General features: G+C 66.3%; 14 protein-coding genes. 13 read left to right on the forward strand and 1 reads right to left on the reverse strand.

The window, feature by feature from the left end; all coding sequences use genetic code 11:
- Window positions 1-1,241 precede the first annotated feature (1,241 nt).
- From LVJ94_19990 to LVJ94_20050, 13 genes are all read left to right on the forward strand, one after another.
- Window positions 1,242-2,339, forward strand: coding sequence for a helix-turn-helix transcriptional regulator (locus LVJ94_19990; GenBank protein ID WXB09499.1), 1,098 nt, complete (start codon window positions 1,242-1,244; stop codon window positions 2,337-2,339).
- Between the two features lie 381 nt (window positions 2,340-2,720).
- A complete protein-coding gene (locus tag LVJ94_19995) occupies window positions 2,721-3,386 on the forward strand; it encodes a hypothetical protein (GenBank protein WXB09500.1) in 666 nt (221 codons plus the stop codon).
- A 5-nt stretch (window positions 3,387-3,391) separates the two neighbouring features.
- Entirely contained in the window at window positions 3,392-4,423 is a 1,032-nt protein-coding gene (gene mvaD / locus LVJ94_20000; GenBank protein ID WXB09501.1) for a diphosphomevalonate decarboxylase, read from the forward strand.
- The gene (locus tag LVJ94_20005) at window positions 4,420-5,856 is read left to right on the forward strand and encodes a hypothetical protein (GenBank protein ID WXB09502.1); all 1,437 of its coding nucleotides are present in this window, start codon (window positions 4,420-4,422) and stop codon (window positions 5,854-5,856) included. The genes mvaD and LVJ94_20005 overlap by 4 nt, the downstream gene beginning before the upstream one ends.
- A 21-nt stretch (window positions 5,857-5,877) precedes the next feature.
- A complete protein-coding gene (gene fni / locus LVJ94_20010) occupies window positions 5,878-6,960 on the forward strand; it encodes a type 2 isopentenyl-diphosphate Delta-isomerase (GenBank protein WXB09503.1) in 1,083 nt (360 codons plus the stop codon).
- 14 nt (window positions 6,961-6,974) lie between these two features.
- Window positions 6,975-7,928, forward strand: coding sequence for a mevalonate kinase (gene mvk / locus LVJ94_20015; protein ID WXB09504.1), 954 nt, complete (start codon window positions 6,975-6,977; stop codon window positions 7,926-7,928).
- Between the two features lie 32 nt (window positions 7,929-7,960).
- Window positions 7,961-9,283 (forward strand): hydroxymethylglutaryl-CoA reductase, degradative, encoded by a 1,323-nt coding sequence (locus tag LVJ94_20020; protein WXB09505.1) that lies wholly within the window; start codon window positions 7,961-7,963, stop codon window positions 9,281-9,283.
- Entirely contained in the window at window positions 9,280-10,278 is a 999-nt protein-coding gene (locus tag LVJ94_20025; GenBank protein WXB09506.1) for a hypothetical protein, read from the forward strand. The genes LVJ94_20020 and LVJ94_20025 overlap by 4 nt, the downstream gene beginning before the upstream one ends.
- Window positions 10,275-11,312: a polyprenyl synthetase family protein gene (locus tag LVJ94_20030; GenBank protein WXB09507.1), complete on the forward strand. Its 1,038-nt coding sequence runs from the start codon at window positions 10,275-10,277 to the stop codon at window positions 11,310-11,312. The genes LVJ94_20025 and LVJ94_20030 overlap by 4 nt, the downstream gene beginning before the upstream one ends.
- Window positions 11,309-12,238, forward strand: coding sequence for a hypothetical protein (locus LVJ94_20035; GenBank protein ID WXB09508.1), 930 nt, complete (start codon window positions 11,309-11,311; stop codon window positions 12,236-12,238). Before LVJ94_20030 ends, LVJ94_20035 begins: the two co-directional genes overlap by 4 nt.
- Before the next feature lie 274 nt (window positions 12,239-12,512).
- Complete coding sequence (locus LVJ94_20040; protein ID WXB09509.1) at window positions 12,513-12,905, forward strand: VOC family protein; 393 nt, start codon at window positions 12,513-12,515, stop codon at window positions 12,903-12,905.
- A gap of 12 nt (window positions 12,906-12,917) precedes the next feature.
- Window positions 12,918-13,274: a YciI family protein gene (locus tag LVJ94_20045; GenBank protein WXB09510.1), complete on the forward strand. Its 357-nt coding sequence runs from the start codon at window positions 12,918-12,920 to the stop codon at window positions 13,272-13,274.
- On the forward strand, window positions 13,274-14,527 hold the full coding sequence (locus tag LVJ94_20050) for a hypothetical protein (GenBank protein WXB09511.1): 1,254 nt from the start codon (window positions 13,274-13,276) through the stop codon (window positions 14,525-14,527). The genes LVJ94_20045 and LVJ94_20050 overlap by 1 nt, the downstream gene beginning before the upstream one ends.
- On the opposite strand, the gene LVJ94_20055 is transcribed toward LVJ94_20050, so the two are convergent.
- Window positions 14,486-15,298, reverse strand: a complete 813-nt coding sequence (locus LVJ94_20055) for a LytTR family DNA-binding domain-containing protein (protein WXB09512.1) — start codon at window positions 15,296-15,298, stop codon at window positions 14,486-14,488. The two genes, LVJ94_20050 and LVJ94_20055, sit on opposite strands and share 42 nt — an antisense overlap.
- Window positions 15,299-15,300: the final 2 nt, after the last annotated feature.

Genomic DNA, 15,300 nt, shown 5'->3' on the forward strand with positions numbered 1-15,300 from the left:
CGACATGAGCGCGACATCCCGAACAAACCGTGAACTGCGAAATCACGATTTCGATGTTCGTTTCGCCACCATCCGCCACGATTCGGCGCATCCCGCCATGGTTTCGTGCGCCCACGCGCGCCTTGCGACTCACGGTGGATCGCACTTCGAGACTTTGGGGATCAAGAAGAAGAAGGCCGCCAGGACGCCAAAAGAGAGTCGCAGGATCGCCCGGTGAACCAACAATGAATCCTCAATTGGTTTATTGCCGTTTCCCTCGGAGCCCCTGGCGGCCCTGGCGTCCTGGCGGTTTCCTTCTTCCTGTCCGAGAATCGTGCGCGCGCGCATCTAGAGGAGGCGAGCGCGAAGCTGTTCTGTTCGTCGGATGCCCATAACCTTTCGTCACACCGTTCTCACGGCTCGTCGGATTGGGTGGCGGACTCGACGAAAGATGTGTTCGCGACGACGCCAGCCTGGAACACGGCGCGTGCACGACGGAATATCCATGTTCGAAATACCCGATTTGGGATTCGCGATCTTATCGAAACTTGGATAGCGAATTTCCGGGCGCGCCCAGTGCCTGATTCGATGTTGTCGCCACATGGTCGAAATCAACTAACGATTGTCTCCTCGAAGGCCCGTGCCGCGTCGGAGCTGTTGCGTGCAAAACGCTTCGATTTTCGCTGTTTCGCCTACGATGATCCATTGGATCGTATGATCGATTGGATCATCGGTATGCGCGACACGGCAATGGCACGAACTAGCCATTCTCGCGGGCGCTCATGGACCGCACCCGAATGCAGCACAATGGGTCCAATCACGCCTTGACTTACGGCGATCGATCCACCATCTTGGTTCGGATCCTTAATTCTGGTTAAAAGGCGAGGCCGGTGCCTCGGGGGGTATGCGTGAGTTCGATGGTTGGGAGGGCGGTGGCTGGAGCCGATGGGGGCGTGATATCGACGTCCACCGATTCGTGGCCATCGCGATTTCATAAGCAGGGTTCGAGGTAAGAAGCCGTTGCAAGCCAGGGGACGGATGCCGCTTTTCGGCCATCCGGGGGAGGGCGTTCTGCGGCAGATTGCCGTGCGCAGCGGTGTGGGCTTGTCTTTTCGATGCTTCGAAACATGAAGCGAAGTTCGAATTGAGAATCGCGCATCCATCGAGTGAAACACAATCGTGTTCCACATCGCCATGCTCGAAGCCGGGGTGCACCATCTCCGCATTCGAGCGCTCCGTTGCCGCTGGAAGAACTACGCTTCATGGACGTTCCGGAACATATCCGTGGCACCTCGCAAATCCCTATCGGGCGCTCACGGACGCTTGCCGACTTTCAACGCTGGGTCATGGGCACCATGCAGAGCCTGGTGCCGGCCGCGGGCGCTTTCTTTTGCCTGGAGAGGAACGGCGTCGTCGCCTTCGCAAGCTCTCTCCGCGTGGTGGACGACACCGTCGCATCCATCGCGTTTCGCGAATCGGTGAGTCTCGCCCACGCCTTCGGCCTCGTGGCCAATGGCGCGCGCCGGGCGATTTCGACCATTGAATTCGATTTGGCCGACGCATCGAAGAATTCGCCCTATTTTCGCGATAACTCCACACTCGATACCTTCGTGAGGGCCATGGTGATGCCCCTCTGCGAAGGAGGCGCGACCGTCGGCGTGTGCGGTGTCGAGCGGCGAGGGGACGAGCCGCCGTTCACCCCGTGCGAGATTCAAAGGGCCGAGAACGTGGCGCCTTTGATCCATGCCGCCACGCGCGCGCAACTTCGTTTGGATGAGCTGCTTCGCGAAGTGACGGCGCTGCGTTCGTTGGCCAGCGTCGAGGGAACGTTGTTGGTCATCGATCGCGATACGCGGCGCGTGGTGTGGACCGCGAGCAAGGAAGACGGGGTCGATTGGCCCGCACTGGTGGAGCCGGTGGCCGGAGAAATCATGGCGTTGGCCGATGCGCAGCGCCGTACGAGCGCCCATGGCGAGCCGGTCGTATCGACCTCCCGAATTTGCGGAAGAACCATAATGGGTATTTCCGACATCGACGAGAAATCGATCTTCGGGGCCAATCGATGCGTGCTGATCCATTTGCAAGCCATGAATGGACTCGGCGAACGAAGGGAAACCCTGTCGGCGCGCGAGCACGAGGTGGGGCGCTTGCTGGTGGCCGGCTACAACCGCGTCAATATCGCAGCCATCGTGGGCCTCAGCGAAAACACGGTGCGAACTTACATCCGGCGGCTGTACGCGAAGCTGGGTGTCTCGAACCGCGTGGACATGGTCCGGCAATTCGTCGAATCGTCCCGCAATGGAAACTTGCCTATCTCGAATGCCTCGATCCATCGCGATATTCGCGTGAACGACGAGTGATGATGCACGGTGTCACCCCCGGGGGTGACAAGCATGATTTCGAATGAATGACTAAGAACATAACCTCCGGGCATGTTCGCTTTACATGATTCGGAAACATCGCCCTTCGAACGACTGCGCAATATTGGCAGTCGCGTGGCGGGACGATGATCATGATTGGTATTCGCCGAGATACGCGGGTGTGTCACCCGTTCGGGTGACAAGACAATCTCGGCAACACGGCTAAATGAGACTTCGCGGAGATCCGTCGATCGCCTCTTGCGATTCGGGTTTCTCGTTCAAATCGCCCTCCAGAGGTGCGTCGTGCGTTCGCGCGTGACGCAATCGGGGGATCTCCATCTTCGATTCCTGAAATGTCGACGAGAAAGGACGCATGCGAATATGCGTTTCAGCGACACTTTGCCCTATTTCAAAGAATCGGTCCTACTCCGGTTCGTACTCTGGTTCGGGTGGGGTTTTTTGACCAAGGTCATCGACCTCCACTTCGACGACAAGCTTTTTCGCCGCGATTTGGTGCTGTTTCTCGCGGTTATCTGCGGCGTCAGCGTCGGCCTGGCGATGGCCAGCGACGGGGAGACGACCATTCTGTACGGCGCGATCATCGCCAGCTGCTTCCTGTCGGGAAAGATCGACAACTTCGCCTTTCACGTCTCCACGGGCTTGGTCTGCGTTTGCCTGGTCTTGGTGCAGGCGACGGTCGGCATCGACCTGCGGCCGACGGTGCTGGCCGGCGCGGCGTTCTTCCTACTGACCTTGGGCTACGTGCTCGACGAGAAGCTGAACGATCGCATGGATCGGCCCGAGCACCAAAAGATGGCGCAGTCGCCCTCGAGGCTCACGCGCTGGACGTACCTGTTTCTCAAGCACCGCTGCGTGTCCTTCGTGTGCGAGGGCACGGTGCTTCTTCTGGGGGCCATCTCGTTCTTCGGCATCGTGCAAGCGGCGCTCTTCAATGCCGGCTATTACGCGATGTACATCGTGGGCAAGGGGCTCATGGATCGACGTGCCCCCTCGTCGCAGCGTCTGACCAGCAGCGTGGTGAGGTGAGTCCGATGCAAGCCCTCGCCGAAGCCCGCGCCAACATCGCCCTGGTCAAATACTGGGGAAAGCTGGACGCGGCGCTGAATCTCCCGGCCGTGCCCAGCCTTTCGCTCACCGTCGATGCGCTCACCACCCGCACCAGTGTTCGCTTCGACCCGTCACGGACCCTCGATGCGCTGTTCATCGATCAGAAGCCGGCCGATCCGCGGGCGCTCGGGCGGGTCTCTCGGCATCTCGATCGGGTCGTGGGGTCGGCTGCCGCGAACGCACGGATGTTTGCCGAGGTTCGCAGCACCAACGATTTTCCCACCGCCGGGGGGCTCGCGTCGTCGGCGTCGGCCTTTGCCGCGTTGACGTTGGCCGCGGTGGCAGCGGCCGGGCGGGAGAGCGATCCGACCAAGCTTTCCGTCCTCGCGCGGCAGGCGTCGGGGTCGGCGGCGCGCTCCATCTTGGGCGGGCTGGTTCTGCTCGGGGTGGGGACGCCGGGACAGGTCGATTCCTCGTTTGCCACGCAGGTGGCCTCGGAAGGGGAGTGGCCCGATCTGAGGCTGGTCATCGGCATCGCCTCCGAGGCTCCGAAGGAGATCGCGTCCACCGACGGCATGAACCAGAGTGAGAGCTCTCCTTATTACGCGCCGTGGACGTCGTCGGCTCCGGCCGACATCGCGCGCGCCATGGACGCCATCGCGCGGCGCGACCTGCCCGCGCTGGGGGCGGTCGCCGAGCGAAGTGCCCTGCGCATGCATGCGTGCGCGCTGGCCGCGGATCCAGGGGTCGTGTACCTGCGCGGCCCGACCGTCGAAGGTCTGCATGCGATCCGGAAGCTGCGGGCACGGGGGGTGCCCGCATGGTTCACCTGCGACGCCGGACCCCATCCCAAGGCCCTGACATCCCCGGAGGACGCCGCGCAGGTTGCCCGTGCGCTCGCCGAGGTGCCGGGGATCCAACGAACCATCATCGCCGCTCCCGGCAAGGGCGCGCTGCTCCTCGATGGACAGCGCGTCTCGGCCTCGAGCTTCACCCCCGAGACGAGGATTGCATGACGAAGGTAATCGGAATCGACGCGTATGCGGTGCATGTGCCGCGCCTTTATGTGGACATGGCCACCGAGTGGCCCACCGTTCGGGCCCCGCAGCTGGGGGAGGAGTCGCCCGAGAAGCTCCGAGGCAAGGTCACCACGGGCATCGGCGTGAAGAAGATGGCTGTGCCCGACGGGCACGAGGACGCCGCCACCATGGCCGCCATGGCCGCCAAACGGCTCATCGACGAAAACGGGATCGACCCCTCCGAGATCGGCACCTTGGCCATCGGCACGGAGACGACGGTCGACCAGTCCAAGTCGATGGCCGCCTACGTGCTCGGGATGCTCGAGAGCCACTACGGCAAGAAGCTTCCGCACGTGAGTACGCCGCAGGTGCAATTCGCCTGCATCGGTGCGACCTACGCCCTCGAAGCCGCCGCGAATCAGTTTCGCGCCGGCGAGAACACGCGCCGCTACGCCATCGTCATCGCCACCGACATCTCCAAGTATCCGCTGGCCTCGGCCGGCGAGTGCACGCAGGGCGCGGGCGCGGTGGCGCTTCTCGTGTGCGAAAATCCGCGGCTGCTCGTCCTCGAGGCGGGGGTGACCGGCACGGCCACCCGCGACGAACGCGACTTCTTCCGTCCCAATTGGAGCTCGACGGCCGTCGTCGACGGCAAATATTCGATCGACGTCTACCTCGATTGCATCGAGAGCGCCCTTTCCGAGTACACGGCACGAAGCGCCGCCAAGCGCAATGGGCGCGGTGCCAGCGGCCTTTACGGCGAACTCGATCATCTTCTCTTTCACGTGCCATTTCCGCGCATGGCCGAATATGCGGCCGCGCGCGTGTTCGCCACCCTTTGGGAGAACGAGCCCGAGTTCCAACCGGTGCTGCGCGAGTTGCGCGATTCGCTGGAGAAGCCGGACGATCACCGCGAGCTCCAGCGCCGCTTGATGAAGACCGAGGCGTTCAAGGCCGAGTTCGACCGGCGCATTGCACCGTCGCTCGAGTTGACCCGCGAGGTCGGCAACGTGTACTCGGCATCGCTCTACTTGGCATTTGCCAGCCTCGTCGAGCAGGCCGCGAAGAAGGGCGAGGAGCTCGAAGGCCGGCGGCTGCTCTTTTGCTCCTACGGCAGCGGAGCCAGTGCCAAAGTGTTCAGCGGCCGCATCGCGACGCGCTGGCGCGAGGTGGCAGGACGCGCGAGCTACGGTGAAGAGCTGCGCGCGGTGGGCGACGGCGGCCGGCGCGTCGAGATTGCTATCGCCGAGTACGAGCGGCTGCACGCCCACGTCGAGGTCGAGCGCCACGTCTCGAAAGAGGTCGCCATCGTCGGCCCGCCGCGGAGCGTGCTGCCTCCACAGGGCGAATTCGTGCTCGCGCGCATCGGGCAGACGACCAGCGCGAAGATCACCGACGTCGGCTACCGCTACTACGCCTTCACCGCCTGACCGGGCCAAACCAGGTAAGCCATGGCCGAGACCCACGAAGCAGTCCAAGAGAGCATCATCGGTGCGCGCAAGGCCGACCACATTGCCTTGTGCGCGAGCGGCAAGGTCGAATTTCGCGGAAAGGGGACCTTGCTCGACGAGGTTCACCTCGTCCACGACGCACTCCCCGATCGGCACCTCGATGCCATCGATCTCGGAACGACACTCCTCGGTCGGCGGCTCGCGGCGCCGGTCGTGGTGAGCGGCATGACCGGTGGCACGCCGGAAGCCCGCGCCATCAACCGCGATCTCGCGCGTGCGGCGGAGACCTTGGGTCTCGCGTTCGGGCTCGGATCGCAGCGTGCGATGGTCCTGCGCCCCGATACCGCGGCCACCTACGCGGTGCGCGACGTGGCTCCGACGGCTCTCGTGCTGGGCAACATCGGGCTGGTGCAAGCGCGCGAGATGTCCAGCGCGTCGCTTCGGGAGCTCGTCGATGCGGTGGGGGCCGACGCGCTCTGCGTTCACCTGAATCCGGCCATGGAGTTGATCCAACCCGGCGGCGACCGCGACTTCCGCGGAGGGCTCGCGGTGCTCGAGCGCCTGGTTCGCGATCTGCCCAAGCCCATCGTCGTCAAGGAAACGGGCTGCGGCATCTCCCGCCGGGTCGCGCGTGCGGTCCGTGACATCGGTGTCACCGCCATCGACGTGAGCGGCGCCGGCGGCACTTCGTGGGTCGGCGTGGAAACGGAGCGCGCGCGGGGAGAGGAGCGACAGCTCGGCGAGGAGCTCTGGGATTGGGGCATTCCCACGGCGGCGTCGGTGGGGCTCATCGCGGATCTCGGCCTCGAGGTCATCGCGACGGGTGGACTGCGCAATGGCTCGGACGTGGTACGCGCGCTGGCACTCGGGGCGACGGCGGGCGGTCTGGCCGCACCGGTGCTGCGTGCGCAGCGGGCACCAGAGGGCGGTGGCTACGAGGGCGCGCTGGCCTTTCTTCGCTACGTGGTCTCGGGCGTGAGGTCGATCACGTTCCTCACCGGGTGCGGCTCGTCGGCCGCGCTTCGAAGTGCGCCGCGGGTGCTGGGCCCCGCGTTGCGGGCGTGGCTTTTGGATGCGCGATGAAGGGGAGACCGGACATGAGCACATCGATTGGATATGGAAAGATCATCCTGTTGGGCGAGCACGCCGTCGTGTACGGATACCCTGCGGTGGCCGCGGCGCTCGAGCGTCGTGTGCAGATTGAAACGAGGCGCGGAAGCGGCATGGTGATCCTCTCCGGGGGCAGCGCCATGGCCATGCGCAAACGCCTTCCATCGGGCGGCCCGCGGGAAGAGGACTCCTTCGCGTGGGCGTATCAAGCCATCATTTCATCGCTCGGCATCGAGCCGAGCGCCATCCACCATGATTTCGTGGTGACGTCGGATATCCCGCCGCGCTCGGGGCTCGGAAGCTCCGCGGCGCTGGCGGTGGCACTGGCACGGGCCCTCGATTCTGCCCTCGGGCTGGGCGCCTCCGAGCGGGCCATCGCGGCGGCGGCGCATGCGGCGGAGAGCGTCTTTCACGGCAATCCGTCGGGCATCGATCACGCCATCGCGCAGTACGGCGGCTTTGGCGTCTACCGCAAAGGCACCGGCCTCGTCCCGCTGCGTGCCAATCCTTTCACGCTCTGCGTGGGGCAAAGCGGGCGCTCCCGCGATACGCGCACGTGCGTGCAACGCGTGGCGCGTCTGCACCGGGACAATCCGTCGGTGGCGCTGCGGTCGCTCGAGGCCCTCGGGCTTCTCGCGCAGAGCGGGGTGGACGCCATCCTGCGCGGCGATCGCGCGGCCCTCGGCAGGGCGATGAACCACAACCAAGAGGAGCTCTCGGTCCTCGGCGTCTCGTGCGACGAGATCGATGCGATGTGCGTGGCGGCACGGCGTGCGGGGGCGCTGGGCGTCAAGCTCACCGGCGGCGGGGGAGGGGGATCGGTCATCGCGCTCGCCGACGATCCCGAGCGCGTGCGGGGCGCGTGGAAGCAGGCGGGCTTCGAGTCCTTCGTCGCGGCCGTCGGGGGCGCGCAGCCGCTCGAGACGGCAGGGGCGGCGTAACGCAGTCTTTTATCCAGTCCAAGGAGACGACCATGAGTGTTTCGAGAATTCCGCGCTTTTACAAACTCTCCGTCGAGGAGCGTCACGTCGAGCTTCGAGGGAGGCTCGATCTCGACGACGACGATCTGCGCATCTTGGAATCGGGCTGGCACGGCTCGCTCTCGATCGATGCCGCCAACAACATGGTCGAGAACGTGATCAGCACGCACGCCTTGCCGCTCGGCCTTGGGCTGAATTTTCGCGTCAACGATCGCGACTACATCGTTCCGATGTGCGTCGAGGAGCCGTCGGTCATCGCGGCGGCATCGAACGCGGCCAAATCGGTCCGCGACGGCGGTGGATTCACCGCCGATGCCGATCCGCCCATCATGATTGCGCAAGTCCAGATCGTGGGCGTGCCGGACACCAACGTTGCGTGCGTCGAAATCCTCGCGCGACGGGCCGAGCTGATGGCCGCGTGCGATGCCGCCATTCCGTCGCTGGTGCGCCGCGGGGGCGGTGCGCGCGGTATCGAGGTGCGCACCTTGGTCGCGAGCAGCGAGCACGAGCCGGGCATGCTCGTCGTCCATCTGCTCGTCGATTGCCAAGACGCCATGGGCGCGAACATGGTGAACACCGTCGCCGAGTCGGTGGCCAGGCGCCTCGCGGAGCTCGCGGGCGGTGAGCCGGGGCTGCGCATCTTGTCGAACCTTGCCGATCGACGCCTCGTCCGCGTGCGATGCTTGGTGCCGCTCCACGCGCTCGAGACGAAGAACTTCTCCGGCGAGCGCGTGCGCGACGGCGTCGTTGCCGCGAGCCGCTTCGCCGAGCTCGACCCCTACCGCGCGGCCACGCACAACAAGGGGATCATGAACGGCGTCGATGCCGTCGTTTTGGCCACGGGCAACGATTGGCGCGGTGTCGAAGCCGGCGCCCACGCGTACGCTGCGCGCGATGGCCGCTACCGCCCGCTCGCCATCTGGCGCGTCGGCCCCGGCGGCATGCTCCAGGGCGATCTCGAAATGCCCATGGTGGTCGGCACCGTCGGCGGCACGACCCGGGCGCATCCGGGTGCGCGCCTCGTGATGAAGCTGCTCGGCCACCCTGGCGCCGCCGAGCTGGGGATGCTCATCGCATCGGTGGGCCTGGCGTCGAACCTGTCCGCGCTGCGTGCGCTGGCGTGCGAAGGGATCCAGCGCGGCCACATGTCGCTGCACGCGCGCTCGGTGGCCATGAATGCGGGGGCATCGGGCGCACTGGTCGAGCAAGTGGCGCGGGAACTCTCCGAGCTGGGCGACGTGCGTCTCGAGCGCGCGGTCGCCATCATGGCGCGCTACACCGCCACCTCCGACGCTCTGGCCGACGCGGGGGAATGATGGCGTCCTATTATTTGACCAAGGTCCGCGAGGTCACCTGGACGGAGTGGAAGGACGAGTTCGAAGCGCTGTTCGATCTCATCGGCGGCTGGCTCTTCGGCGCTGCGATCGACCACGGCGCCGGCGACCCGTTCCTCCCCGAGAATTACGTGGCATTCGTCGATCGCCGCGGGAAAGAACACGCGCGCCTTCCCGACATCAACGGCTTCTACATGCTCGAGTGCCTGGTGCGGCGCGGCCTGGGCATCGCCTTGGACCCCGACGTGGTTCACCACCTCGACGAATTCGGCAATGGCACGGTTTGCGGCTGGTGGAAGCGCAAAGACATCGTGCGCGGCAAATCCTTTTTCGTCGGCCGCCGCCCGACCAAAGTCGTCCACGACGTCGACGACACCGCCTGGTGGTGCAAGCTCCGCAAGGTCCCCGCGGGCGATGCGCAGCTCCAGCCGTTCCTCTCCGAAGACTCGCTCCCGCGCCGCTTTCACGAGGCCGCCCTGCGTTGCGGAAGCGATGCACGCTACATCCTGCGTACGTGGGAAAAGCGCGATTGGCACAAATGGGATTGCGATCTGTTGTGCATGGCCAACATGATCACGGCCTTGCCGCTCGAAGGGACGCGGCTGCAAGCCCGCGTGTTCGAGGAGAACGCGGGCCTCATCAACGGCGCCATCTCGAGCGGCTGGTACGAGGAGCTGATGATGTACTACGAGCCCAAGGTCGTGGGCGCGTGCCTGCTCCTTCTCTACGATCGCGAGCACCGTCCGTACCTCACGGACGTGTCGCGGCGCGTGCTGCAAGCGGCCATCGAGCGCGATCTCGCGCGGCTCGATCGCGAGGAGCTCTGCTCGCGGTGGGCGGGGGACGACCGCAAGACGTACATCCACGGCTACAACCTGTGCTGGCGAAACTCCGTTTTACCGCGGCTCTTGGCGAGTTACGCGCGTCGCCATCTGCTCACCAATGAGCTTCGTCGTTTGGTCGGGGGTGCATCATGAGCGCGTTCGAACGACTCTCCGGGCGCGTGCGTCCCCGTGTCGAGGCGGAGCTCGAGGCATGCCTCGATGCGATGCTCGATCGCGCGCAGGGCTACGGGCCGCCGGTGGCCGCCACCGTGGCCGCGCTGCGGGCGCTCGTCCTCCGCGGCGGCAAGCGCTTTCGACCGATTCTTCTCGCCGGTGCCTACGAGGCGTGCGGTGGCGAGGGCGGTGCCGATCGGGTGGCGATGGCCGGTGTGGCGCTGGAGCTTCTTCAAGCGTACCTGCTGACGCACGACGATTGGATGGACGACGACGACACGCGCCGTGGCGGCCCCACAGTGCACGCTGCGCTTCGCGAGGCCTTTGGCTCACCCCGCGCCGGCGCCGTTTCCGCGGTGCTGGCGGGCGATCTCACCGTGAGCTATGCGCAGCGCGCCTTGCTCGCCGTGCGTGGACCGGCGGAGCGCATGGTCGATGCCTTCAGCGAGTTCGTACGCATGCAGGTCGACGTGGTGTACGGGCAGCTCATCGACGTGCACGCCGAGGCGCCCGATCGCGCTGCCGTCGAAGTGATGCACGATCTGAAGACCTCGAGCTACACCGTGCGCGGTCCCATCGCGCTCGCGGCCGCCCTTGCCGGTGCTCCCGTCGACGTGCGCACGGCGCTGGAGCGCTTCGCGGTGCCGCTCGGCATCGCGTTCCAGTTGCGCGACGATCTGCTCGGCACCTTCGGCGATTCCGCGACCACGGGAAAGTCGTCGGATGGCGATCTGCGCAAGGGAAAGCGCACGTCGCTGGTCGTGGAGCTGCTGGCGGTTCCAGGGTCACGCGGCATCTTGGATCGCGTTCTCGGCCGCGCCGACGCCGATCCCGCGGATGTTGCGCGGGTGATGGCTCGGATGGTGGAATCCGGGGCGCGCGCGCGGGTCGAGGATCGGCTGGCGGCACTGCTGGCCGAGGCCAGCGCGGCACTGGATGCGGCGCCCATCGAGGCCGAAGCGCGCGACGCGCTTCATGGTGCGGTGCTCGCGCTCGGGGTGCGCAACCAATGAGTGCGCTCGCCGAGGAGCCCGCCGAGCTACGGGTTGCGGCACCGGGAAAGCTCGTCGTGACGGGCGGGTACGCGGTGCTCGAGGGGGCGCCGGCCATCGTCGTTGCGGTCGACCGTCACGCGGTGGCCGACGCGTGGTTCCTCGTCTCGCCGTCACCGCTGCGTGAGGTGCACGCGGCATTTCGCGACGAGCTGGCCCCGTCGGTCGATGTGTCCGCGCTCTACGAAGGCGGCTCGAAGCTCGGCCTCGGCTCGAGCGCCGCCGCGCTGGTCGCGGCCCTCGGCGCCGACGCCGCCGCGCGCGGGGAGGACATCCGCCGCACCACCACCCGCGCAGCCCTCTTCGAGCGCGCCCGGCGCGCGCACGGCGAAGCGCAGGGCGGGGGAAGCGGCATCGACGTCGCTGCGAGCGTCTATGGCGGCGCCCTCTGCTATTCCGTGGTGCGCGGGACGGCCTTCGCCCACGCCGTGCAGCTGCCCGAGAGCCTCCACCTCGTCGCCTTTTGGAGCGGAACGAGCGCGCGCACGAGCGATCTCTTGGCCCGCGTGCGCACGCTCCGAGACGCGGATCCCGATCGGCATCGCACGCACATGAAGGCGCTGACCGAGGCCTCGACGGCGGCCGTCGATGCTTTGGACGGTGGCGACGCGCCAAGCTTCATCACCGCCGCGCGTGCATTCGGCGATTCCCTCGCGGCCTTGGGCGATGCCGCCGGCGCACCGATTTCGCCGCCGGCCTTTCGCGAACTGGCCGCGCGGGCGGCGGGGGAGGGGGCCACGTTCCTTCCGTCGGGCGCGGGCGGCGGCGACGTGGGGCTCTTCCTGGGCACGGCGCGCCCCTCGTGCGACTTCCGCGTGCACGCCGAGTCCCTGGGGATGCGGCCCGTTGGGCTGCGCGTCGACTACGACGGCGTGCACGTTCTGTGATGCGACGGTCTCCGCGCGCTCGCGCCGCGCGCGAGACGCCCGAACGGACGTCCATCCGTTATGTTGGATATTGACCGCTTCTGTTTTCGAAATCCTAACAACGGACCATAAGAATCCCTGGGCCGTGTGGGACAAGCCCGGCGAGGGCCAAGGGTTCTTCGACGGTAAGAAGTGAGCCGCCCCACCCCCATTCGACCCGCCCCCACGATTTTTTTGGAAGCCTGTAGAAACCGACGAAGCTTGCCCGTCATGGGTGCAGAAAGGGAGTAAACCCATGAAGATCAAGCTGATGACCGTGTATGTCGACGACCAGGAGAAGGCGCTGAACTTCTATACGAAGGTGCTCGGATTCGTGAAGAAGGCCGACTTCAGCAACGGCCCGTACCGCTGGCTCACCGTGGTTTCGTCCGAAGAGCCGGATGGCACCGAGCTCCAGCTGGCGAAGAACGACAACCCCGCGGCCAAGGCCTACCAGGAGGCGCTGTTCCAGCAGGGTCAGCCCGCCGTCATGTTTCACACCAGCGACGTGCAGGCCGACTATGATCGGATGACGGCCCGTGGTGCCGAGTTCACCATGCCGCCGACCGATGTCACGGCCTCCAAGATTGCCAGCTTGAAGGACACCTGCGGCAATCTCATCCAGCTGACGCAGTTGATGCGCTACTAAGGAGCGAACGACATGCGATTCATGATGCTGATCCACCACGACGAAGCCGCCCTCACCCCCGCCGTGCAGAAGGGACTCGTGGGCGAATACGGCGCCTTCCTCGCGGCGCTGGCCAAGGCCGATGGCGCCAGCGCGGGCGAGCGGCTGAAGCCTAGTTCGGCGGCGACCACCGTGCGCGAGCAGGACGGGAAGCTCGATGTGCTCGACGGTCCCTATGCCGACACGAAGGAGCAGCTGGGTGGCTACTTCTTCATCGAAGCGGCGAGCCTCGACGAGGCCATCGCCTGGGCCAAGCGCTGCCCCTCGGTCAAATACGGCTCGATCGAGATCCGACCCGTCTACAACATTCAGACGGACTGGAAGGGCTGATGGTCGAACACGAGGTCGGTCGTGCCGCCGAGCGCGTGGCGCGCGAAAGCTACGGCCGCCTCGTTGCCTACCTCGCCGCGCGCAACCGCGATGTGGCGAGCGCCGAAGATGCCCTCAGCGAGGCCTTTGCCGCCGCGTTGCGCACGTGGCCAGTGGACGGTGTGCCGGACAATCCGGATGCCTGGCTGCTGACCGCGGCGCGGCGGCGGCAGATCGATGCCGCCCGCCGAAACCAGACCCGCAAGGCCGGGGAGGAGCACATTCAGCGGATCGGAGACGAGATCGAGGCGATGGCGGAGGAGCAGGATGCGATCCCCGACCGACGGCTCGCGCTGATGTTTGCCTGCGCGCATCCGGCGATCGAGCGCAGCGTGCGCACGCCGTTGATCCTCCAGACCATCCTCGGCCTGACCGCCGAGGACATCTCCGCGGCCTTCTTGATCCCGCCCGGGACGATGGGTCAGCGGCTGGTGCGGGCCAAGCTCCGCATTCGTGATGCGGGCATCCCGTTTCGCGTGCCCGATCCCGAGGAATTGCCTGAACGCCTCGGCGCTGTGCTCGACGCCATCTATGCTGCCTACACCAAGGGCTGGCACGAGGTGGGCGATGACGCCGTCCCCGAGGTTGCCGACGAGGCGATCTGGCTGGGGCGGCTCGTCGTGTCCTTGCTCCCCGATGAGCCCGAAGCGAAGGGCATGCTGGCGCTCATGCTCTACACCGCGGCCCGTCGCGAAGCCCGGCGCGATGCGGCCGGCACGTATCTGCCGCTCGAACAGCAGGACACCGGGCTGTGGGACGAGTCCCGGATTGCGCTGGCCGAGAACCTTCTTCATCAGGCGAATACCGCTGCGGGGCCGAGCGGCCGCTATCAGATCGAAGCGGCGATTCAGTCCGCGCACGTCACCCGCCGCCTGACCGGCGTTTCCAATTGGCCGGCGGTCGTCGCGCTCTACGACCATTTGTTCGGACTCACGGGCTCGCCGGTCGTCGTCCTCAACCGCGCCGTGGCCCGCGCCGAAATGGAGGGCCCGCGTGCGGGCCTGGCGGATCTGGCGTCGCTCGACGGCGACAAGCGCATGCTCTCGTATCAGCCCTACTGGGCCGCGAAGGGCCACCTGCTTTCCCGTGCCGGCGACACGGATGCGGCCATCGAGGCGTTGACCGTGGCCATCGGCCTCACCACCGATGCGGCCGTGAAGGGATACCTTCTCTCAATGCTCCCTTCGCAGGCCCACGACCGCCGTCGCCAATAGGGCATCGCGGATGGTCGCCACGCGATCGCGCGCGACCGGGACGCGGACGCTGCGCTGGTCGTTGCCGACGATCAAGGTCGTTTCACCCGATTCGCGCTCGATGCTGCGGACGTGGGGACTCATCACGAGCCAATTGCGATGGACGCGCAAGTAGCTCTCACGCAAGACGGCTTCGATGGCGGCCAGCGACAAATCGACGTCGAGGCGCCCCACCGGAGCATGCACGAAGCACAATCGGCCCTCCGCCTCGAAGGCCCAGGCATCCCGCAGATCGACGAAGACCAGGCTCTTTCCACGGCGCGCCACGATGCGGCGAGGTTCCGAGGATGTCGATGCGTTGACAGGGGCAGGGGAGAGGCGCTCGCTGCGCTCGCTGTTCAACGTCGCCGAAACCCGCTCCAGGCTTTCCGCCACGCGCGAGGCCGTGAAGGGCTTGAGCAGATAGTCCGATACGCCGAGCTCGTACGCGCGCAGGGCATGTTCGCGCGACGCGGTGGTCAACACCACGCGCGGGGCGCCGGGAACGCGCGCAAACACTTCGATCCAGGTGAGGCCCGCGGCCTCGGGCTCGAGCTCGCCCGCGAGGTGCACGTCGACGAACGCCACATCGACGGGCTCGGGCGCGCCCAACAAGGCGGCCGTGGCCAGTGTGGTCGAGGGGACGGCCGCCACCACGCGCGCGCGACCCGACTGTTCGAGGAGCTCGACCAGGTAGTTGCGCGCGGGCCATTCGTCTTCGAGCACCAGGGCGCCCAACGGCCTCGATGTCATGG

It is taken from the genome of Sorangiineae bacterium MSr11367 (assembly GCA_037157805.1).
In the GTDB taxonomy this organism is placed as follows: Bacteria; Myxococcota_A; Polyangia; order Polyangiales; family Polyangiaceae; genus Pendulispora; species Pendulispora rubella.

Excerpts from the sequence above, each read along its gene's own strand:
- mvaD (WXB09501.1), top strand. The coding sequence starts at position 3,392 with ATGCAAGCCCTCGCCGAAGCCCGCGCCAACATCGCCCTGGTCAAATAC.
- LVJ94_20040 (WXB09509.1), top strand. The coding sequence starts at position 12,513 with ATGAAGATCAAGCTGATGACCGTGTATGTCGACGACCAGGAGAAGGCG.
- LVJ94_20005 (WXB09502.1), top strand. The coding sequence starts at position 4,420 with ATGACGAAGGTAATCGGAATCGACGCGTATGCGGTGCATGTGCCGCGC.
- fni (WXB09503.1), top strand. The coding sequence starts at position 5,878 with ATGGCCGAGACCCACGAAGCAGTCCAAGAGAGCATCATCGGTGCGCGC.
- LVJ94_20050 (WXB09511.1), top strand. The coding sequence starts at position 13,274 with ATGGTCGAACACGAGGTCGGTCGTGCCGCCGAGCGCGTGGCGCGCGAA.
- LVJ94_19990 (WXB09499.1), top strand. The coding sequence starts at position 1,242 with ATGGACGTTCCGGAACATATCCGTGGCACCTCGCAAATCCCTATCGGG.
- LVJ94_19995 (WXB09500.1), top strand. The coding sequence starts at position 2,721 with ATGCGTTTCAGCGACACTTTGCCCTATTTCAAAGAATCGGTCCTACTC.
- LVJ94_20020 (WXB09505.1), top strand. The coding sequence starts at position 7,961 with ATGAGTGTTTCGAGAATTCCGCGCTTTTACAAACTCTCCGTCGAGGAG.
- mvk (WXB09504.1), top strand. The coding sequence starts at position 6,975 with ATGAGCACATCGATTGGATATGGAAAGATCATCCTGTTGGGCGAGCAC.
- LVJ94_20055 (WXB09512.1), bottom strand. The coding sequence starts at position 15,298 with ATGACATCGAGGCCGTTGGGCGCCCTGGTGCTCGAAGACGAATGGCCC.
- LVJ94_20025 (WXB09506.1), top strand. The coding sequence starts at position 9,280 with ATGATGGCGTCCTATTATTTGACCAAGGTCCGCGAGGTCACCTGGACG.
- LVJ94_20035 (WXB09508.1), top strand. The coding sequence starts at position 11,309 with ATGAGTGCGCTCGCCGAGGAGCCCGCCGAGCTACGGGTTGCGGCACCG.
- LVJ94_20045 (WXB09510.1), top strand. The coding sequence starts at position 12,918 with ATGCGATTCATGATGCTGATCCACCACGACGAAGCCGCCCTCACCCCC.
- LVJ94_20030 (WXB09507.1), top strand. The coding sequence starts at position 10,275 with ATGAGCGCGTTCGAACGACTCTCCGGGCGCGTGCGTCCCCGTGTCGAG.